Annotated in this window: 24 protein-coding genes and 1 tRNA gene; 12 read left to right on the top strand and 13 right to left on the bottom strand. The window is 33.0% G+C overall.

Going from position 1 to position 19,358, the window contains the following annotated elements:
- Positions 1 to 10: 10 nt before the first annotated feature.
- A tRNA-Leu gene (locus ACJMLH_RS05515) sits at positions 11 to 93 on the bottom strand.
- A gap of 156 nt (positions 94 to 249) precedes the next feature.
- Between ACJMLH_RS05515 and ACJMLH_RS05510 the strand changes: the two genes are divergently transcribed.
- From ACJMLH_RS05510 to ACJMLH_RS05480, 7 genes are all read left to right on the top strand, one after another.
- Complete coding sequence (locus tag ACJMLH_RS05510; protein WP_295610776.1) at positions 250 to 417, top strand: 4Fe-4S binding protein; 168 nt, start codon at positions 250 to 252, stop codon at positions 415 to 417.
- A gap of 1 nt (position 418) precedes the next feature.
- Entirely contained in the window at positions 419 to 1,186 is a 768-nt protein-coding gene (locus ACJMLH_RS05505) for an adhesin (protein WP_405275539.1), read from the top strand.
- Between the two features lie 11 nt (positions 1,187 to 1,197).
- Positions 1,198 to 2,478: an oligosaccharide repeat unit polymerase family protein gene (locus tag ACJMLH_RS05500; RefSeq protein WP_405275537.1), complete on the top strand. Its 1,281-nt coding sequence runs from the start codon at positions 1,198 to 1,200 to the stop codon at positions 2,476 to 2,478.
- A 256-nt stretch (positions 2,479 to 2,734) separates the two neighbouring features.
- On the top strand, positions 2,735 to 3,367 hold the full coding sequence (gene cbiM / locus ACJMLH_RS05495; protein WP_405275535.1) for a cobalt transporter CbiM: 633 nt from the start codon (positions 2,735 to 2,737) through the stop codon (positions 3,365 to 3,367).
- A 1-nt stretch (position 3,368) separates the two neighbouring features.
- Positions 3,369 to 3,674 carry a PDGLE domain-containing protein gene (locus ACJMLH_RS05490; protein WP_405275533.1) on the top strand — a complete coding sequence of 102 codons (306 nt, stop codon included), beginning with the start codon at positions 3,369 to 3,371 and terminating at the stop codon, positions 3,672 to 3,674.
- A 113-nt stretch (positions 3,675 to 3,787) separates the two neighbouring features.
- Positions 3,788 to 4,615: a cobalt ECF transporter T component CbiQ gene (cbiQ, locus tag ACJMLH_RS05485; protein WP_405275531.1), complete on the top strand. Its 828-nt coding sequence runs from the start codon at positions 3,788 to 3,790 to the stop codon at positions 4,613 to 4,615.
- Positions 4,616 to 4,623: 8 nt separating this feature from the next.
- On the top strand, positions 4,624 to 5,463 hold the full coding sequence (locus ACJMLH_RS05480; protein WP_405275529.1) for an ATP-binding cassette domain-containing protein: 840 nt from the start codon (positions 4,624 to 4,626) through the stop codon (positions 5,461 to 5,463).
- Here ACJMLH_RS05480 and ACJMLH_RS05475 read toward each other — a convergent pair.
- The 4 genes from ACJMLH_RS05475 to ACJMLH_RS05460 form a co-directional block, all read right to left on the bottom strand.
- On the bottom strand, positions 5,460 to 5,654 hold the full coding sequence (locus ACJMLH_RS05475; RefSeq protein WP_405275527.1) for a hypothetical protein: 195 nt from the start codon (positions 5,652 to 5,654) through the stop codon (positions 5,460 to 5,462). The two genes, ACJMLH_RS05480 and ACJMLH_RS05475, sit on opposite strands and share 4 nt — an antisense overlap.
- Before the next feature lie 49 nt (positions 5,655 to 5,703).
- The gene (locus tag ACJMLH_RS05470) at positions 5,704 to 5,931 is read right to left on the bottom strand and encodes a ferrous iron transport protein A (protein ID WP_405275525.1); all 228 of its coding nucleotides are present in this window, start codon (positions 5,929 to 5,931) and stop codon (positions 5,704 to 5,706) included.
- A 138-nt stretch (positions 5,932 to 6,069) separates the two neighbouring features.
- Positions 6,070 to 8,088, bottom strand: a complete 2,019-nt coding sequence (gene feoB / locus ACJMLH_RS05465) for a ferrous iron transport protein B (protein ID WP_405275523.1) — start codon at positions 8,086 to 8,088, stop codon at positions 6,070 to 6,072.
- A 528-nt stretch (positions 8,089 to 8,616) separates the two neighbouring features.
- Complete coding sequence (locus ACJMLH_RS05460) at positions 8,617 to 9,117, bottom strand: hypothetical protein (protein ID WP_405275521.1); 501 nt, start codon at positions 9,115 to 9,117, stop codon at positions 8,617 to 8,619.
- A gap of 87 nt (positions 9,118 to 9,204) precedes the next feature.
- Here ACJMLH_RS05460 and ACJMLH_RS05455 point away from each other — a divergent pair, with 87 nt between their 5' ends.
- On the top strand, positions 9,205 to 9,666 hold the full coding sequence (locus tag ACJMLH_RS05455) for a MarR family winged helix-turn-helix transcriptional regulator (RefSeq protein WP_405275519.1): 462 nt from the start codon (positions 9,205 to 9,207) through the stop codon (positions 9,664 to 9,666).
- Here the strand turns inward: ACJMLH_RS05455 and ACJMLH_RS05450 are convergent.
- Complete coding sequence (locus ACJMLH_RS05450) at positions 9,663 to 10,370, bottom strand: hypothetical protein (RefSeq protein ID WP_405275517.1); 708 nt, start codon at positions 10,368 to 10,370, stop codon at positions 9,663 to 9,665. The genes ACJMLH_RS05455 and ACJMLH_RS05450 overlap by 4 nt on opposite strands.
- 179 nt (positions 10,371 to 10,549) lie before the next feature.
- On the opposite strand from ACJMLH_RS05450, the gene ACJMLH_RS05445 reads away from it, so the two are divergent.
- Entirely contained in the window at positions 10,550 to 11,803 is a 1,254-nt protein-coding gene (locus ACJMLH_RS05445; RefSeq protein WP_405275515.1) for a tripartite tricarboxylate transporter permease, read from the top strand.
- 66 nt (positions 11,804 to 11,869) lie between these two features.
- Here the strand turns inward: ACJMLH_RS05445 and ACJMLH_RS05440 are convergent, their stop codons facing one another.
- Positions 11,870 to 12,766 (bottom strand): 50S ribosomal protein L11 methyltransferase, encoded by an 897-nt coding sequence (locus ACJMLH_RS05440; protein WP_405275513.1) that lies wholly within the window; start codon positions 12,764 to 12,766, stop codon positions 11,870 to 11,872.
- Between the two features lie 135 nt (positions 12,767 to 12,901).
- Between ACJMLH_RS05440 and ACJMLH_RS05435 the strand changes: the two genes are divergently transcribed.
- Together ACJMLH_RS05435 and ACJMLH_RS05430 are read left to right on the top strand one after the other, a co-directional pair.
- Positions 12,902 to 14,329 (top strand): CpaF family protein, encoded by a 1,428-nt coding sequence (locus ACJMLH_RS05435; protein ID WP_405275511.1) that lies wholly within the window; start codon positions 12,902 to 12,904, stop codon positions 14,327 to 14,329.
- Between the two features lie 220 nt (positions 14,330 to 14,549).
- Positions 14,550 to 15,245, top strand: coding sequence for a type II secretion system F family protein (locus ACJMLH_RS05430; RefSeq protein WP_405275509.1), 696 nt, complete (start codon positions 14,550 to 14,552; stop codon positions 15,243 to 15,245).
- 21 nt (positions 15,246 to 15,266) lie between these two features.
- Here ACJMLH_RS05430 and ACJMLH_RS05425 read toward each other — a convergent pair whose 3' ends face one another.
- The 6 genes from ACJMLH_RS05425 to ACJMLH_RS05400 form a co-directional block, all read right to left on the bottom strand.
- A complete protein-coding gene (locus tag ACJMLH_RS05425) occupies positions 15,267 to 15,986 on the bottom strand; it encodes a DUF4012 domain-containing protein (protein ID WP_405275507.1) in 720 nt (239 codons plus the stop codon).
- An 887-nt stretch (positions 15,987 to 16,873) separates the two neighbouring features.
- Positions 16,874 to 17,143 carry an elongation factor 1-beta gene (locus tag ACJMLH_RS05420; RefSeq protein ID WP_405275505.1) on the bottom strand — a complete coding sequence of 90 codons (270 nt, stop codon included), beginning with the start codon at positions 17,141 to 17,143 and terminating at the stop codon, positions 16,874 to 16,876.
- Between the two features lie 20 nt (positions 17,144 to 17,163).
- Positions 17,164 to 17,325, bottom strand: coding sequence for a zinc finger domain-containing protein (locus ACJMLH_RS05415; protein WP_292818647.1), 162 nt, complete (start codon positions 17,323 to 17,325; stop codon positions 17,164 to 17,166).
- 2 nt (positions 17,326 to 17,327) lie between these two features.
- Positions 17,328 to 17,996 carry a delta 1-pyrroline-5-carboxylate synthetase gene (locus tag ACJMLH_RS05410; protein WP_405275503.1) on the bottom strand — a complete coding sequence of 223 codons (669 nt, stop codon included), beginning with the start codon at positions 17,994 to 17,996 and terminating at the stop codon, positions 17,328 to 17,330.
- A gap of 45 nt (positions 17,997 to 18,041) precedes the next feature.
- A complete protein-coding gene (gene pth2, locus ACJMLH_RS05405; RefSeq protein ID WP_405275501.1) occupies positions 18,042 to 18,380 on the bottom strand; it encodes an aminoacyl-tRNA hydrolase in 339 nt (112 codons plus the stop codon).
- A 290-nt stretch (positions 18,381 to 18,670) separates the two neighbouring features.
- Positions 18,671 to 18,940, bottom strand: coding sequence for a hypothetical protein (locus ACJMLH_RS05400; RefSeq protein ID WP_405275499.1), 270 nt, complete (start codon positions 18,938 to 18,940; stop codon positions 18,671 to 18,673).
- 186 nt (positions 18,941 to 19,126) lie between these two features.
- On the opposite strand from ACJMLH_RS05400, the gene ACJMLH_RS05395 reads away from it, so the two are divergent.
- Positions 19,127 to 19,358 (top strand): hypothetical protein (locus tag ACJMLH_RS05395; protein WP_405275497.1); only part of this gene is annotated, 232 nt, incomplete at its 3' end.

The following is a 19,358-nucleotide window of genomic DNA, read 5'->3' as shown; positions in this document are numbered from 1 at the left end:
TATAAAATAGTGCAAGGGAAGGGATTCGAACCCTCGAAGGCCTATACCAGAGGATCTTAAGTCCTCCCCCTTTGGCCGCTCGGGCACCCTTGCATACAATAGTAATATTTATCTACATAGTATATAAATGTTACCCTTTTTCAAGGATAATTATAAAAAACCTACACTATAATATTATTTGACAAACTATATAAATATTTAAGGTAATAAATAATTACATTATACAAGTTAAATTTAAAGGTGTATAAATTGCAAGTTGATATGGAAGAATGTGGAGTTTGCGAAGACTGTATTGATGTATGTATGGAAGAGGCAATTTCAAGAAAAGCCTATACGATAATTATTGACACTGACAAGTGTGACAACTGCGGTGAATGCGTTGATGTTTGCCCAGTTGGTGCTATTTACGAAGATTAATATGAAAATTAAATTTACCCTCATCGATTACATTATAATAATTTTGGTAATATGTGCTGTTGCATTTGCATTTATACACATTACCAGCGATGATTCATCAAGCATTCAAAAAACTGCTTTTGATTCCACAACAATAAATAAACTTCCGGAAACATATTTAAATTATTATAAAGATGGAAAAATAGTCAAAGCTACAGTTAAAGGTTCAAATTCAACTAACGGCGAGAAAGTAACATTAAATGGTACTGTCAAATGGGTTGATGAAGGATCCGCAGTTAAGGTTTTAATAGAATCCAATAATGAGACTTATCTTGCGGGATTATACAAAAACGTTAAAGATGCAGACATCTACATTGATACAATATCCATTGAAACCGACGGCAGCACTTATGACAATCTAAAAGAGTTTAACGTGAAACCATTAAATATAACTACATTAGCTGACTTGAATAAAAATCTTACTGGTTGTGATTACGAGATTTCAACTTCAATTTCCGTTGATTCTGTTGATTCCCTCAAGATGCAGGAACTTGAAAATAAAATCGATTCAGAAAGCAGAAGATTTGCTATTAAAACTACAAATGCCGAGTTTATTAGACAGATAACTGTTAGTAAAGCTAATGATCAATGCCTTAAAGACGGAAGTTCCATTTTAGGAAACATTAACGGATTAACTGATGACATAACAATCAGAGTCTACAACTGCAGTGACAGCGACATGAACAAAATCAAAAATAACTATGAAGTTACAAATATCCGAACATTTTAAGCTGTGTGAAAATGAGCATAATATATTCTACTTTAACTTCAATAATAAACAGGATAAGTGACGAATTTCACAAATCTTTTTTATTTACCACTATCTTCACTATTCTAGATTTTATTGAAAATCAGTGGGTAAACAGTTTTTCCAAAAAATTATACCCTAGTGAGAATTTTTTAAGCTTTCTGAATAAAAACAACATTTTAAAGAATCATATTTTCAATCCGTTAATTGTTATTTTTCTGTTTGCCGGATTTCTCATACTGTCACTGAATACGCCTTCCCAAAGTTTAACAGTAACATTGCTCATTGCATTTATCGCATTCTTTATCGGATCTGCAATTCTTCCAAGACACTTTCTAAATGACAACTGTGAAAACATCATACATTTTAATAAAAAGGACATGTATTCAATTGGATTTTGTTTGATTTTAATAGCTATCGCATTTTTCTTTATAAGCATTGCGACTGTTGGAGGAATTCCGCTTTTAAAACCGTCCATTCGTTATTTATTAAAACCTATTTTTACAATGCCAGTGTTCTTAATAATTCCTGGAACTTGCTTGGTTGCTAGTTCATATTTAAAAGATTATCAAAATGAAAATATTACCCGTTCACAGGCAAGATTCAGATTCATTTTTTTACTCGCAATGGACTGTGCAATATTATTGCTTCTAGGTTATAGGACACCACTACTTGCTGCATTTCTCATCATAATTATAATAGGTTTCTACGGAAATATTGTCTCACTATGGGAAGTTGTTGTGGGAGCGCTAATTGGTGTAGGTGCAATAATTGGAATTGGTTATTTTCGTTCACTTGGAGAGCTGACAATAACATCATCCACCAATCCCTTCTATACCTTACAAACCAGAGCCGACTTTACCCTGCACGTACTGGACCTGCTTGATTTTATCGGAGGAAACTTTGGTCTAACCCATGGAAAATTATTGGCCAGTTCAATACCTGGAAGTGATTTGGGACCTAGAATGATGGTTGGAAAGCTCATTGCATGGAGAACCGAAGTCACTGTCACACCAGCACTTATTGGACAGATGGTGGTTGATTTTGGAAAAGTTGGCGTTTTTGTCGAAATGTGCATTTTAGGATTCATTTTAGGAATTGGATTTAAAATAATGCAAAAAACAAAAGATTACTTTTATATTGGAATTTACTCCCTGATTTTGACATACTCCATTTTAGGTATAGAAACAGGAATTTTAGACATACAAGTCCTATTATACTTCGCAATAGCCATTTTTATCTATTTTTACAATATCGCAAAATCCAAAAATTAGGCAATTTTTCTAAAAAAAGTATTACAAAAAATAGTAAATAATACTAATTTGTATTACTTTAATAACATTTATATAGTGCAATAAAATTAAAATATTTAATGTCAAGCGACATATAGGATTTATTAACAATGAAACTTAATAAAACTCCAAATAAACTTGATATTACTGAAAATAGCTAAAAATAATACTTTAAAGTAATACTTAGTATATAAATAAAATCAAAAAAGTATTACTTATTAAAAATGGAGGAATTTAATTGCACATACCTGACGGATTTATACCTATCTCACAGTGCATCATATACTATGTAATTTTAATTGTTGCATTATACTTCTCTGTGAAATGGGCAAGATCCAATTTAGATGAAAAACGCATCCCTCTTATGGCAGTACTCGCCGCTGGTATTTTTGCAATCATGTCCATGAACATGCCAATTCCATTTGGTACAAGCGGACACATGGTTGGAGGAGCATTAGTAGCGATTGTATTCCTAGCTCCTGAAGCTGCTGTTTTAGTATTTACAGTCGTATTACTTATCCAAGCATTAATTTTCGGAGACGGAGGAATAACTGCATTGGGAGCAAATGTATTGAACATGGCAATCGTTGGAGGTTTTGTAGGATTATACACCTTCAAAGGATTAAACGGAATTATAGGAAAATACGCTGCTGCAGGTTTTGCAGCATGGTTAGCTACAGTAATTGCAGCATTAGCATGTGCTATTGAAATGGGTATTGCTGGAACATTCCCAATGAATATCGGTATCCCATCCATGGTTTTATACCACTTATTTATTGGAATAATCGAAGCAGTATTAACTGTAATTGTTCTTGTAGCATTAGACAAATTTAGACCAGACCTACTCGCATGGAACGAAGGAGATGCATAAAATGGAGAAAAAAGACTTAACATTAATAGGAATCGCAGTTTTAATCTGTGTTGTAATCTGTGTTCTTTCACCATACATTGCATCCGGTGACCCAGACGGATTAGAAAAGTCAGCTGAAGATTCTGGTCTTGCTGAAGACTTCCAAATTGAAGAAATTAAAGGCATTCCTGATGCCATTTTCCCGGATTATGCATTTGCAAATGATCCTGATAACCAAGTATTGCAAATTGTAGCCCTAGTCATAGGAGCGCTTGTAACATTAGGATTAGGATATGCAATTGCAGAAATCGTTAGAAATAGAAATTAAATAATTTAATTTCTATCTCTTCTTTTTTTAAAGTCAATTGAAAAAATTATGAAAATAAAAATGACAAAATAATAATATATTACTAATTTTTAATATTATACCAGTGAACAAATATGGCAGACATAACACAAATAATGAGATTTGATGAACTATCATCAAAAGACAGTCCAATTCACAATTTAGAAGGACGGATTAAATTAATCTCCACTATTTTTATAATACTTGTTTGTGTCATCTCACAGGAACTTTTCATACCAATAATACTGGAGATAATGTTATTAATTATTTTAAAAATAGCTAAATTGTCATATATCGATTCAATTAAAAGATTACTAATGCTACTCCCATTTGGTGGAGCAGTAATCATATTCCAACCATTTATCCAACCAGGAAACATTATCTGGAGCTATTCCTGGCTGCATATTACTGATGTTGGATTAAACTGGGGAATTTTATTATTTGTTCGATTAATTGTTTGCTTAACTGCAATCATCATATATTCATCAACAACTCCTCTGCAAGAAATGGCCAGTTCTTTCAGAAAATTAAAAATGCCTAGAGACTTGGCAATGATTCTATCAATCATGGTCAGATTTTTATTCTTGTTCGTTGATGAACTTGCAGCAATCCGTAAAAGCCAAAAAGCAAGAAATTTCAATATTCACGGAAACACTCCCTACAAATGGAGAGTTAAACAGGTCGGATATACCATAGGAATGATGTTTTTAAAGGCTTATGAACAAGGAGAGCGAGTTCACAAAAGTATGGTGAGCCGTGGCTTTTCTGATGCATCCGAAATGTTTGATGAAAAAAAATCTCCTGAAAAAAGCGACTATATCTATTTATTAACAATAATTATCATAGTGATTGTTCTTGAAATTATCATTTACAAATTTAGCGGACAATTAGGTTACTTCGGTCAAAATTTAGGAATTAATTAGGTGAAATAATGGAACAGATACATTTAGAGACAAAAAATTTATCATATACTTACCATGATGGGACCCAAGCTTTAAAAAATGTTAACATTAAAATTAAAAAAGGAGAGAAAATAGCTATTATGGGACCTAATGGTGCAGGAAAATCAACATTATTTTCCCATTTCAATGGTTTGAACGAGCCTACTTCAGGACATGTTGAAATAGAAGGTGAAAAAATTATATTTGAACATGACGAACTACTTAAAGTAAGGCAAAAAGTAGGAATTGTATTCCAGGACCCAAATGACCAGTTGTTTGCACCAACAGTAAAAGAGGACGTTGCTTTCGGACCTATGAATTTAGGTCTGGATTATGATGAAGTTAAAAAAAGAATTAAAGAATCATTAGAAATGGTGGGAATGTCCGGATTTGAAGATAAAACACCCCATCATTTGAGTGGAGGTCAGCAAAAAAGAGTAGCTATTGCAGGAATTATTGCAATGAGGCCGGATATAATGATTCTTGATGAACCAACAGCTGGACTTGACCCAGAAGGTGTTGATAAAGTATTGAATATATTGAATAACCTTAACGAAGACGGGATGAGCATTGTTATTTCATCTCACGATATAGAGATGGTAAACCAATTTGCAGATAAAATTTTTGTACTTTACGACGGTGAAATAATTGCCGAAGGCGACAAACACCAGATATTTTCCGATAAAGAATTATTGAAAAAAGCCCACCTAAAAGCACCGATAACCACTGAAATATTATATAAATTAAAAGAAAACGGATTGGATGTGGATACTGAAAAAATCAATATTGAAGAGACGGTTGAAGAAATATTGAAAGTAGTAAAAAATTAGTTTGCAGATTTTTTTCTGATTTTATTCTTTAATTTTTTTATAAATTCGAATTCCTGATCTAAATCTGGAGAGTTTGCAAAACCACAGTTTGGACAGTGAATACTATTGCAACCGTGTTTTCCACAACTAGAACATCCACGATTTTCCAGTTGAGTCTCATCAAATTCAAAACCACACATGCGACATTTCATAATATCACCACCAATAAAAATAGCTTTAAAAAAAATAAAAACATTGAAGTTATTCCACTTCAATATTTTCTGCTTCTTCTTTACGAAGACAAACGTCATATCCTTTAATAGACATTTCAATAGGATCTCCTAAAGTAGCAACTTTTTTAACTGTAATTTTTGCTCCTTTAACAAAACCCATACCCAATAAATGTCTTTTTAAACCAACATCCCCTGCATCATGGTACTTGACCAAAGTTACTGTTTCACCAGGTTTTGCATCTTTTAAGGTTTTCATGTTATCACCAACATAATAAAAATAAATTTTTAGGTAAGCTAAAAATTCAGTAATAATATTATGTAATACAAAGTATATAAATATTTAGTTATGACTAAAAATCAAAAAAAAGTTAAAATTGGATTTGGATGATTTAACTCATCCAAAACCTGCTAATCCCCCAATCTGGAAAATCAAGAAAGATACAATATATGCAGTAACCAATGTGATAGCACACATTGTCATAGCCCATTTATAGCTGTTTGTTTCATTTTTTATTGCACCAATTGATGCAACACATGGAGTATAAAGCAATGCAAATGCCATGAATGAAAATGCAGATAATGGAGTAAAAGAATTCTGTATTACCTGAGTAATACCCTCTTCATCATCCTCTTCCATTCCTGCCAATGTACCAAAGGTTGCGACCACTACCTCCTTAGCGGCCAAACCTGCGATAATAGCCACAGTCGCCTGCCAGGTTCCAAATCCTAATGGAGCAAATATTGGAGATAAAAAAGTACCAAGAATGCCCAAAAGACTCATTTGAGGATCAGTCCCTCCCCATGGGAAGACATTCTGTAAAACCCACAATACTACTGAAAATGCAAGAATAATGGTACCTGCTTTTTTCAAGAACCCCTTTACTTTTTCCCAAGTGTGCAGCAATACACCTTTTACAGAAGGTATTTTATATGATGGCAATTCCATTACAAATGGAGTGGATAACCCTTTAAACATTGTTCTTTTGAGAATTGCCGCAACAACAAGTGCCACAACAATACCCAATAAATAAATCAGAACCAGCATGAGCCCCTGATTTTCAGAGAAAAATGCGGCTATAAAAACACCGTAGATCGGCAATCTTGCAGTACATGACATGAATGGAACAAGCATCATTGCAAGCATACGGTCCCCTTCATTCTCCATGGTCCTTGTTGCCATAATAGCAGGCACACCACAGCCAAATCCTAAAATCATAGGAATAAATGCTTTTCCGTGAAGCCCTACAATTTTATGCATGACAATATCCAAAGTGAATGCCGCCCGTGCAAGATATCCGGAATCCTCCAAAATACTTAAGAATAAGAAAATTAAAATGATTATCGGCAAGAAAGTAAGAACACCACCAACTCCACCTATTATTCCCTTACATATTAATGATGAGAGCAAACCTCCTCCAAGATACGGATAAAGCCATGATGCCAAACCACAGAATGCCGCATCAATCAGTTCCTGGAAAGGAGCTCCGATTGTGAATGTTAATTGAAACATTGTAAACATAATTATAATAAAAATGAACGGAGCTAAAACTCTGTTTGTTACAACCTTATCAATTTTATCAGTAAGGGTTTCTTTTTCAACAGCCGGCCTTTTAACAGCTTCTTCCATCAAACCGTCAATAAATGCATATCTTGAATTTGCAATAACTTCTTCGGGACTTTCTTTATATACGTCACGAAGATGTGTGCTTACCTTATCTACTTCAGCAAAAATTTGAGAACTTATTGGAGATTTCTGAACTTTTTCCATGACAATAGTGTCCTTTTCCAATAATTTAATTGCAGTCCAAATGGAAGGAACACCCAACAAACTGCCATCTTGCTCAATTACATTTTGTAAATCCATTAAATGACCTTTTATATCATTACCGTAGGATAATTTTTCACTGGTATCTCTTGGATTTTTAGATGCCTTTTCAACAGTTGTTAATAATTCTTCAAATCCAGTTTTTGACTTTGCATCAATTTCAATAACCGGAAATCCTAAAAGTGTACTCATTAACCCAATATTAATGAAATGCTCCTTTTTCTTAGCAAAATCATTCATATTAAGTGCCATTACCAAATTAGCACCCAATTCCATCATTTGAACTGTCAGATATAAATTACGTTCTAGATTAGAAGCATCCACTACATTCACAATGACATCAGAGTCATCATCTACAATGAAATCCCTTGATACAATTTCTTCAATAGAATGTGCGCTTAACGCATAATTACCTGGCAAATCCACCAGATCATATTCATAATCACCATGCTCAAAATGACCTTCTGCTCTTTCTACAGTTTTTCCCGGCCAGTTTCCCACATGCTGACGCATTCCGGTTAATTGATTGAATACAGTAGTTTTGCCCACATTGGGATTTCCTGCCAATCCCACAATCAATTTTTCCATTAACTACTCTCTCCATTATGTCAATATATTAAAAATCCATGTTTTTCAATATATCTAAAAAAAATTTCTAGTTCAAGATTATCCCTATATGGATTAGGTTAACCTAAATATAAAATTATTTTTATTTTTAATTATATTTATATTTAAAGCATGTCAAAACAATAACCTTTAAATAGAAGTTTATACCAAGTGTTATATAACATACGTTATTTTTTTTAAGCATGGTAATGAACCTGAAAATTTAGGTATGCCTAAAAATTTAGAAAGGTTTATATACTATGACAACCAACTTTAATACAAGTGACATAAAGTTTAGGCGTGCCTAAAAATATGCACTTGTAACAAAACATATTATTAGTCAATAATAATACAATCTCCAAAATTAAATATCGAATTAGCTTTTCACAATTTTCTAATTTGATATTGGGAAAAATCTGCCACATAATTCCCAAAAAAAACAAGTCTGGTGTTTATAACTCTCCAACAAAATAAACACCACTATTTTTCTATTTTTTTGAAATAATTTTTTTAATATCCTTCGCCGTCATAATTTGAGGCGTCATCATAAATTTCCTCATCCCAATAATTATACTCAATATAATCATCAATTTCCTGGTTTAATCCCCAGTTATGGTTATCATAATAATTATAAGCGTCAAAACTTGGCCGGGTTGTTTTAACATTAACATCCTGAGATTTGAAAGTCGGATTATACTTTTTATCGCCCTCAAATTTTACTTTAACATTATACCATCCTGGATCATATTTTATTCGAATAAACTTGCCGTAAGGCTTATACGTCCATTCATAATTGCCGTAAGAATCAGTAATTGTATAATTGATTTTTCCATTAGTGGCTATTTCTTTTCCATGACTGTCCACAAGTGTAATTAAAATAACCCCCTTGCCATTTAGCCATTTGTCTGTAGAAATTTTTACATTAACGTTTTCTTTTGCAAAAGCAGGAGATGTAAGCAACAGCAAACAAACACTCGCAATTGCCAAAATGATGATGATTTTTTTATCCATGATAATTCCTCAATAGTTTCTTGTGCATAATATATTATAAATATTATTTAAATATTAATATCAAATATTGATATAGGTGACTTTATTATGATTGAATATGATGATATAATTCAAGATTCCCCATTTTTAGTAAATCATTTGATTTCAATGATGAAAACACATGACTTTTACATGAACAAACACATTAAAAGAAATACAGACATACTTCCAAGCCAGTATTATATGCTGCTGTTTTTATATTATGAAATGGGCACAAACCAATCAGATATTGCAAAAGCTTGCCTAATGGACAGAAGCGGAGTTTCAAGGGCATTTAAAGATTTTGAAGAAAAAGGATTGATTATTAGAGAAGTTGATGAAGAGAACAAAAGAGCATATAAAATCACTTTAACTGAAAAGGGAATTGAAACATCTGAATTTTTAATTGAAAAAGAAAAAGAATGGGATGATATGATTTGTGAAGAACTGGATATCTCCCGTGAGGATTTACTAAAATTGCTAACTAAAATATCCCTAAAATCTTTAGAATTTAACAGAAATCAATTTTAATCGTAACCTTCCGATTCCAGATAATTATCAATATCATAATTATCGCCATATTCATAATGGTCATAATAAGCACCAGGATCTGTTCTTGAAAGTGTGTACCTGTCAGGCACAACAGTATGATAAGAGCTTCCCGAACCTGAGTAACCTCCACCATAACTGGTTCCTGAATTACTGTAGGCCAACTCGAATCCAGTACGGTTAAGGCCTAAAATATCATACATCAATTGGGATTCGCTATAGCGGAGATTGTCCGTCCCGATAATGATTCCATACACACAATCATTTTCATAGGAATATTCGATGAAGCATTTTGCAGCACGGTCAGTAAGATAATCTGAAAGATACAGATTAACACCCTCATTTTTAAAATCATATTTATCCGGCGCTGTTTTCCATACAATCATGTAATTTTTCGTTCCATACTGAGTCACATAAGTAATGTTTTTAGCATCATACCACCTCCATTCACCACTGGAGGTTTTAAAAGAAGCATCTGAAATGTTTTCTTCATTTATTTTTAAACACCCGTCCAATGTAGCAGTTAGGAAATTATCGCCCCCAATATCTTCAATTAAAGTATCTGAAGAACTCGCATGTGACGGAGGAAATATGAAACTGGCAATAGACCCCATTACAGTTACTTTGATTAAAATTGCAATAGCTACTATAATTAAAAGCAGCACAATATTTCTCGGTTTTGACATTAATACTATATTACCAGTATGCACACAAATACTTTTTGAATGAAATCAAATTTGCAAACACCCAACAATCACTTTAAATGAAAACAACTATCTTAAATGACTTAGATTTTACAAAACTAAATAAATATTAATTAATGGCTTCAACAAAGTATAAATTAAAGTTAAAATAATCAATAAGTATGATAGAATTAGTGATTGCCTGTTTTATAGGAATATCAATAGGAACAATAACTGGAATGATACCCGGAATACATGTCAATACGGCCGGTGCAATCCTCTTTGCATCATCAGCATTTTTATTGTCATTCATATCGCCAGAATTCCTATGCGTAATCATGGTTGCAATGTCAATCGCCCATGCGCTGATTGAATTTGTACCTTCAATGCTTTTAGGAGTGCCGCAGGAAGGAACTGCAACCTCAATACTTCCAGGACATAGAATGGTTCTGCAGGGAAGATCAAAAGAAGTTATAAGAATCGTGTCAATAGGAGGTTTTGGAGCCATTATAGTTACAATATTGATGCTTCCTATTTTTGCAATAGCCTTGCCAGTACTACATGACATTTCAAAGCCGTATACCTGGATAATACTTCTTTTCGCATCAATTTATCTAACCTACAAATTGACAAGCAATAATAGAGATTTTATATGGTCCCTGCTTTTATTCGTACTTTCCGGGATATTGGGCTGGATAATTTTTCAAACACCAATTTCATCAGGCGTATCGTTAATGTGCACCTTTTCCGGTCTTTTTGGAATAAGCACAATCCTATTTAGCCTAAACGATTCATCAACAATACCTCATCAAAACAAATTTTATGAGCTTGATTTGGATTTTAATAAGTTCAAAAGCATTTTTGCAGGAGGCATTACCGGAGCAATTCTAGGATTCCTGCCAGGATTTGGACCAGCTCAGGGAACCGTTATTGCACAGGCTGCAAGCGGAGCCAATGACAATGATGATGACGATACCGTCAATTTTCTTTTGGCAACATCAGGGCTGAATGTTTCAGACTGCCTGTTTTCACTTATAGCAATCTATATCATTGGAAATCCTAGAAGTGGAATAGCAGTTTATATGTCCTATTTAATCTCTGAGATGAGTTTAAATCACCTGGCCATTTTCATTTTTGCATCCCTGATTGCAGTTTCAGTTTCATTAGCGTTATCCTTAAAACTCGGCGATTCATTTTCTAGACTGATGAGTGGTGTTGACTACAAAAAATTATCCATAGGAGTTATTTTACTTCAGATTTTGATTCTATACATTTTTATTTTTTATTATGGAGCACCATTCGGATATATGACATTAGCCTTAATTACCTCAACTGCCCTTGGAATGCTTCCGCACTACATTGGAGTGGGTAAATCCCATTTGATGGGAGTTTTGATTATTCCAGCCATTGTTATCTATATGCAGATGTTTATTTAGATGAAAATTATAAAAAAAACAAATTCTAACAAGTCCCGAAGGATAAATAAAAAAAATTGAAAGTAGCTAGATAATTATTACATTATCTGCTATTTCTTCTGCTTTTTCTTGAATATCTGAAATATCTTCTCCTGGAAATGCATCAATTACACATAAATCCGCATGATCAACATTTAAATCCTCAAATGATTGATTATGTATTTCAAATCCTTCACTGATGTCATTTATTTCCAGATTGTTTTTCAATGCTTCAATCATTTCCGGATTGATGTCATTGAAAATCACTTTTTCAAATCCGTATTTCAACAGATAAATTCCAAGAGCTCCAAGACCACACATTCCGTCAATAGCTGTGCCTTTTTTAATTCCGTTGTTGTCAAGATAATTGTGCAATCTGACCAGTTTTTGTTCTGTAGTCATTGCTACTTCAATATGGTGCTTTGACTGATTTTTAACCAATATTATTTTTTCTCCAAGCAGTGTCCTCATAACATTTATTTGAGTATCCTCACCTTCAAGAATTTCAAAGTGATTAATGTTAGAATCCTTATTCAATTGCCCAACAACATTTTGAGGACTTCCCTTTAAAACACATTTTACTTCGGGAACTTCATCAATTAGTTTAGAAGCAACTTCAGGAGTAAAATCCGGATGAAGCAATATAAGTGTATTTTTCTGGATGAATTGTGGATTTAAACTGCTGAAATAAAAATCAGACAACGGAACTGGAGAGTTGCGCCTCAAGGTTGCCTTTTCGCTGACGATTTCACATTCAATCATAATTTTTAAAATATGACTCATAACAATATCAAGCGGGCGTTTTCCGCATTCACACCTCATATAATCCCCATCATACTCATCAAAATCAATTAATTCCTTTAATGGGGAAAATTTTTTTATTTGGACATCCCTACAGTTTTCACACTCATTCAGAGATTTGATTTTATCATCAATATCTAGCACAAAAATAACCTCACAATTGCTTTAACAATACTATTTTTATTCCAGCAAGTAATTATGCTTTCGAAAGTAATAAAAACTTTATTAATTAGTAATACTAATTTTAAAATGTGATAAAAATCCGTTAAAGGTGAAAATATGAGCAATAATACAATTATACCACAATATGACATAGTCAGACAAGATTACAGTCCTGAGGAAATAACCATATTAGGTGAAATCCGTGAAAACTTAGTGGATTTAGCTATTTCCTCTGGTGAAAATTTCCAGCCCAATGAAGATAAGCTATTAACCGACATCAGGAATTTTCTATTCATGAGATTAAGCGATGAAAATCAAAATCTTCAGGTCCCGGTTGAATACATAGACAATCTATCCCAAAAGGTCATTAGAGACATAATCGGCTATGGGGCAATCGACCCCCTGATACAGGACGACAATCTTGAAGAAATCATGATAAACGGAATAAATAAACCTATTTTCGTTTACCACAGAGAATACGGAATGATGAAAACAAACCTTCAATTTAGTGATGAAAAAGAGTTAATGGATTTAATCGATTCAATTGCAAGACAAATCAACAGAAGAATCGACCAGGAAACCCCAATATTGGACGGAAGATTAATGGATGGATCCAGAATAAACGCCACAATCCCTCCCGTATCTGCAGACGGCCCTTCACTTACAATCAGAAAATTTAAAAAAGATCCATTCACCATAATAGACCTGATTAACTCAAAAACAATTTCTATTGAACTGGCAGCATTTTTATGGTTATGTTTTGACGGATTAGGAGTAAAATCAGCAAATGCAATCATCTCAGGAGGAACCAGTTCCGGAAAAACAACAACATTAAATGCACTATGTTCCTTCATAAACCCCAAAGAGAGAATAATTACGATAGAAGACACTTTAGAATTGCAAATTCCTCATGAACACGTCATTAGAATGGAAACCCGCCCCGCAAATGTTGAAAACAAAGGAGAATTGACCATGAATGACCTGGTTAAAAACTCCTTAAGACAACGCCCCGATAGAATAATCGTTGGAGAAGTAAGAGCCAATGAAGCAATAACCCTTTTTACAGCATTAAATACAGGCCATTCAGGATTTGGAACACTTCACTCAAATGATGCAAGAGAAACAATTACAAGATTAACTAATGAACCCATGTCTGTTCCGGAAATAATGATTCAGGCTATTGACTTTATCATAATGCAAAACAGAATCTATACTCCATCAGGAGTGTCTTTTAGAAGAATCAGTGAAGTAGCCGAAGTTGTGGGAATTGAAGAGGGAGTAGTTCAGCTGAATAAAATTTTCCAGTGGAATCCTGAAACTGATACAATCGACAACATCAGCATTACCAGCAAAACACTAACGCAAATTGCAAATTTGAGCGGAAGATCAATTAATGAACTCCACAAAGAAATCGAAAACCGAAAAATTGTGTTAAAACATATGGTTGACCAGGAAATTCATACCGTCAGCGCAGTTAAAGGTGTTTTAGACATTTACTATAAAGACAGCAAAAAAGTTTTAAACAGAATTTTATCAAACAGGTGATACTATTTTTAACAACTTCTTTATTTTAGTTGGCGAATTCGTACTCTCTACGATTTCATTTTTCAAAAATATTTCTTTAAAAAGTGGGATTCCCAAAAAAGAATCCAATAATCAAAAAGTCCTGTCAATATTTTCAAAACTGGATTTTGAGAAAAATAAAAAGACCCCTGCACACGAAAAAGACAGAATTGATGAAGTAAGAGAACGTCTGATTCCCATAATGGTTAAAAAATCAACAGTAACAACCATTATTCTTTTATTTATCCTATTCTTTTTTATCCTGCCATTCGAGATTTGTGCAATGTATATTATAATCGTAGCGATGACATATGTACTTTTATTCTATTATCCCAAAATTAAAGAGCAGAAAAATTACTCCGATTTAAATCAGGACCTTCCCTACGCTTTAAGACATATGGGAATTGAATTAAAGTCAGGAAAGGGACTTCATGATACACTGATAACAATAAGGGATGGCAATTACGGCTCATTTTCAAAAGAAATAAACCGGGTTTTGGAAGAAGTGAAGTTTGGAAAATCAACTGAAGATTCACTTCTTGAAATGTCTAAAAGAATAAAATCCGAAGGCCTAACCCGTGCAATACAGCAGATTGTAGGTACCTTGAGAGTTGGCGGAAACGTAGCATATAGCTTAGAGATTATTGCACAGGACATTTCATTTGAAATGCAAATTAAATTAAAGGAATATTCACAAAAATTGAATTCATTCATATTAATTTATACATTTATAGCTATTTTGGGCCCAGTTATTATCCTTATAATGTTAATGGCAGCTTCAACAGTTATGGGAGATGTCATATCATCCAATATGTTAATGTTAATTTATGTGGCGTTTTTCCCGATGGTCGTGATGTTTATGGGAGTATTTATTAAAAAATTAGAGCCAAAAATTTAAAAAAATAAAAAGAGAAAGGAATTAACCGAAGAAGGATTCAATTCCTTTTGATGCCAATAGTCCTACAAATTGACCTTCTTGGTCCATTATGATATTTCCTTTTGAGTACTGATCAAGAGCCGCATTAATCATAGCGGATTTAACGTCAGGATTTTTTGCCGCTTTGGCAGCTGCTTTAACAACATTCAATACGGCTTCCCCTCTTGATACACCTTGACCCCAATCCTCTTCACGGATGATGTCAATGCTGCTTACTGTAGTGACATTTCCATTAACCTCAATAGGTCCGGCTGCATTAAGTATTGCATCCAAAGCTTTGGTGTTAATAGCAACGACTGAATCAACTTTAATTTTTGTATTGGCTTCTACAATTTCTTTTGCAAGTCTCATATCTAACTTATTATCTTCATCCCAGAACGCATCGTGAAGCAATAATTTAGGCCCCGCACCTTGTGCCTGAGCTTCTGCAGGCTCACTTGCCGTTGGGTGGGTTAACCCCCCAGGATAAACTGCAGTATAATCTTTAAGAGTACCATTATCCAGAGTTACGATAAATGCCATGTCACAAGCCCCCATTCCAGGCCTATCCTCACTTTCATCAATAGCACATACCAAAATATTTTTGTTACCGTCATTAAGTTCTGAATTATGACTGATGAAAAGAGCACTTGCAATGATTGCTATAAGAGCAATGAGAACAATAATTATAATCGCAACAATCAGTTTTTTTGTCCTATCCATAATTCCTACCTACTTTACATTATTTAAAGTTAATAATAATATCTTGATTATTATACTTAAATATTGTTAAAATTTAATAGAAATCAAGAAAAAATGATAATATTTTAAAAAAAAGAATAAAATTTAGTGACAGTTACATCCGAAAAAGAAACACCATAATTTTTTGAGTATGCCCTTTTTCTCTTTTGAATCTTTATCTTTTACTTCACAACATTTTTGTTTATTTGCCATCAAATCACCCGAAAAATAATAGGTGAAATTAAATATGGATTTCATATTTAATTTCGTGAGAGTAGTTATATGCGATCACTAAATTAGTAAAAATTAAACTAATTTAGCAACAATTGGAGAATTGTAGCATGGTTTTTAGCCAAGATACAATAGCAATCAAAATTTAGGTAAACCAAATTTTTTATCACTATATTTTATATTGGAAAAAGAGATATATAAATGTTTAGGTAAACCTAAAAAAAATATAAAATGGTGCTTAAAAAAACGCCATTTAAGCACCTTTTGAGGAAAAATAATACGGAGTTTAGCGACATATTTGTATAAACTAGTGAAAACCCCAAATCACTATTTTAGAGAGAGTATGTATTGATGTTTATGATTAAGGGAGTATATAAACATCAAAAAATGGAAATTTGGCAGATAAATTTCCAAATATTAAATTAGAAAATTGAGAAAACTAATTTAATATTAAATTTTTTTGGAGATTATATTATTATTGACTAATAATATGTTTGTTTAAGTGAAAATTTAGGTGTACCTAAATTCATGTCACTTGTATAAAAGTTGGTTGTTATAGTATATAAACTTTACTAAATTTTTAGGCATGCCTAAATTTTAAAAAAATCAAATAAAAAAAGAAAAAAAATAGAAAGATTTTACATTAATCTTCCAACGCCAGTAATTTCAATACTAGCTACGCCATCAATAGCTGAAACCATTTCTTCAACAGGTCCTGATCCGCCTTCACCATCTTCGGTGATGAAACTTAATATGATAGCTACTAAACCAAAAGCAATTGGTTCTTCTTTCATATCATGAAGTTCAGCACCTTCAGGCATGGAACTTTCGATAGTTGCTTTAATAGCTTCTAAATCTACATCCGGACTGTCTGGCATAATTTTCATAGTTGTTAATACTTCACCCATTCTAATTCCTCCATTTATGTTTATGGTCCTTCAAATCCGCATTCGCATTTGTAAGCATGACCAAAAGTACGACATTTTTCACATCTTGCAATTTTTGCTCCACAAAGAGGACATTCGAATTCAACGAACGGTCCGGTTAATGGAATTTCTTGTTTACATGAAATACATTCTACAGTTTTCATCTTTAATCACCTATAATTTGTGTGTATTCGAAGTTATAATCATTTTTATTATCATCTATAAGAGATAAAACCCTTTCAGGGAACTTCCCATTCACAACATAACAATCAGTCCCAAACTCTAATAAAAGAGACGGCAACATTACATCAATCGATGACTCTTGAAAAGTTAGTAAAGTTTTTGCATCAATTTTACTTATGAATGCTGAACCTAGCTCTTTCGGTTCTTGGGTATATATACCATTTACATTTGTTACTATAAAAAGGTTCGCATTTAACAGGTGCGCCACATAAGCAGCAATTGAATCTGAAGTCACATCCCATGAGCATTCAAAAGGATCTTCTGACTTTAAGAATTCAGAAACAACAAAAATGGGAGTGAACCCCTCATCTGAGATATCATTAACTTCATCTATTGAAAATGCCAATCTTGTGGAATCCAGTTTATCATTGACAAGTTTTGCTATAATATCCATGCAATCAATAGCAGTCCAATGATTTATTTCATCTGAAAAGTTCATTTCATCATCATATTTACGAATAAGATTGGCAAATTCACCTCCACCCAAAATTATACATGAATCAGTGCCTTTTAATTTATCCGCCAATGTTATTGCATAATTCGGGAACAGACTCCCCCCGATTTTTACAACCTGTTTTATGATAATAATCACGACCTTGTTTAATTAAAAATAGCTATCATTAAAATTACACTTCATTCATAAAAGTTTCAAATCCCCTGTCACTTCATCAAGAATTTCATCTTCATCGGGACCTAGTGCCAAAACTGTAACGCTTGATGTAGGTATCTGAGTACGTCCAGCATCAACTACCAGATAATTGGCAATGCCCTTTTCATCAGCCAATTTCTTAAGTGCAGTTAACTCCTCCAAAGTCTGGACTTTCAAAACAACCTTGGCATAGGCCTCATTTTCCCATTTCCTAATTTTATCAGCAGGTGATTTTTTATATGCTCCAATTGCTCCATGGCAACACTGAGCGGCGATTTTTCCCTTACGCATTTTTAAATCTGTTCTTACAACCATTACTTGTTTCATAATATCATCAAAAAATCAAACAAAAAATATTTTTCCTTAGTTAAAATATTCTGACTATTGATTATATATTTTGCCCTCACATTCACAAAATTAAAAAAAATAATCTCAATAACAAAAGATTAAACAAAAGTAATATAACTTTTCAATCATATAAATTACATTACTTACATTTCAAAAAAAATATTATAAAGGGACAAAATGCTTAAAAAACTATTTAATAATAAAAAATTCATTTTTATTTTCACTTTTATAGTGGAATTTATCTTATATTATTTTTTTGAGCATATGCCCTATGGAGGAGAATATATAGTCGCAGATATTGGTGTTGCACCCGTTTTTGGAATGATGTTTGGTCCCATTGGAGGTTTAGGCCAAGCCCTTGCCAGCCTTATCTGGCAGCTTTGTGAAGGAGCGGATCCAATAGCCGCATTAATTGATTTTTCTATAATGTTTTTCATATCTATACTAGCATACAAATTATGGTATACCCCATTTAAGGAAGAAACAATAAACACGCCAAAATTCAATTCTACAGAAAACATCTTTAAATTCCTAATCATAGCATTAATTGTTTCAATTGTCTATTGGGCGCTGATATACATATCCTTTGAAGCATATCCCAAAATGTTTGTAATTTATCCATTATCCAGTTTTATTACAAAAACGGCATATGTTTTGAATCTCTTTAATTTCACTTTAATATTCGGAATATTCTTTATCAGCATTTCAACATTAGGGAACTGCCTATGCAAACACCTGAAAAGTGGATTAACCTCATTGACATCAACAAAAACTATTTTATATTTAGTTTCATATTACTGCTGGGCTATGTAATTGTTGTTCAAATATTCAACATAGACAACAGCATTACAGACAACATATTCTTTGGACTGACCCTCATCATGGCAATATTATTCTGTTTAAACAAGTTTGAAGCAAATATTGAAGTGAGAACTGTCAAATACTCAATCATAGAAA

Source organism: Methanobrevibacter sp. (assembly GCF_045116495.1).
Classification (GTDB): domain Archaea; phylum Methanobacteriota; class Methanobacteria; order Methanobacteriales; family Methanobacteriaceae; genus Methanocatella.
Note: the sequence above shows the minus strand (reverse complement) of the source record. Positions and strands in the feature narration are given on the sequence as shown.

Coding starts and splice junctions, on each gene's coding strand:
- ACJMLH_RS05505 (WP_405275539.1), top strand. CDS start 419: ATGAAAATTAAATTTACCCTCATCGATTACATTATAATAATTTTGGTA.
- ACJMLH_RS05500 (WP_405275537.1), top strand. CDS start 1,198: ATGAGCATAATATATTCTACTTTAACTTCAATAATAAACAGGATAAGT.
- ACJMLH_RS05490 (WP_405275533.1), top strand. CDS start 3,369: ATGGAGAAAAAAGACTTAACATTAATAGGAATCGCAGTTTTAATCTGT.
- cbiQ (WP_405275531.1), top strand. CDS start 3,788: ATGGCAGACATAACACAAATAATGAGATTTGATGAACTATCATCAAAA.
- ACJMLH_RS05480 (WP_405275529.1), top strand. CDS start 4,624: ATGGAACAGATACATTTAGAGACAAAAAATTTATCATATACTTACCAT.
- ACJMLH_RS05475 (WP_405275527.1), bottom strand. CDS start 5,654: ATGAAATGTCGCATGTGTGGTTTTGAATTTGATGAGACTCAACTGGAA.
- ACJMLH_RS05470 (WP_405275525.1), bottom strand. CDS start 5,931: ATGAAAACCTTAAAAGATGCAAAACCTGGTGAAACAGTAACTTTGGTC.
- feoB (WP_405275523.1), bottom strand. CDS start 8,088: ATGGAAAAATTGATTGTGGGATTGGCAGGAAATCCCAATGTGGGCAAA.
- ACJMLH_RS05460 (WP_405275521.1), bottom strand. CDS start 9,117: ATGGATAAAAAAATCATCATCATTTTGGCAATTGCGAGTGTTTGTTTG.
- ACJMLH_RS05455 (WP_405275519.1), top strand. CDS start 9,205: ATGATTGAATATGATGATATAATTCAAGATTCCCCATTTTTAGTAAAT.
- ACJMLH_RS05450 (WP_405275517.1), bottom strand. CDS start 10,370: ATGTCAAAACCGAGAAATATTGTGCTGCTTTTAATTATAGTAGCTATT.
- ACJMLH_RS05445 (WP_405275515.1), top strand. CDS start 10,550: ATGATAGAATTAGTGATTGCCTGTTTTATAGGAATATCAATAGGAACA.
- ACJMLH_RS05435 (WP_405275511.1), top strand. CDS start 12,902: ATGAGCAATAATACAATTATACCACAATATGACATAGTCAGACAAGAT.
- ACJMLH_RS05430 (WP_405275509.1), top strand. CDS start 14,550: ATGGTTAAAAAATCAACAGTAACAACCATTATTCTTTTATTTATCCTA.
- ACJMLH_RS05425 (WP_405275507.1), bottom strand. CDS start 15,986: ATGGATAGGACAAAAAAACTGATTGTTGCGATTATAATTATTGTTCTC.
- ACJMLH_RS05420 (WP_405275505.1), bottom strand. CDS start 17,143: ATGGGTGAAGTATTAACAACTATGAAAATTATGCCAGACAGTCCGGAT.
- ACJMLH_RS05415 (WP_292818647.1), bottom strand. CDS start 17,325: ATGAAAACTGTAGAATGTATTTCATGTAAACAAGAAATTCCATTAACC.
- pth2 (WP_405275501.1), bottom strand. CDS start 18,380: ATGAAACAAGTAATGGTTGTAAGAACAGATTTAAAAATGCGTAAGGGA.
- ACJMLH_RS05400 (WP_405275499.1), bottom strand. CDS start 18,940: ATGATTAGGAATTTAAAGATGTTTTCTGTAGAATTGAATTTTGGCGTG.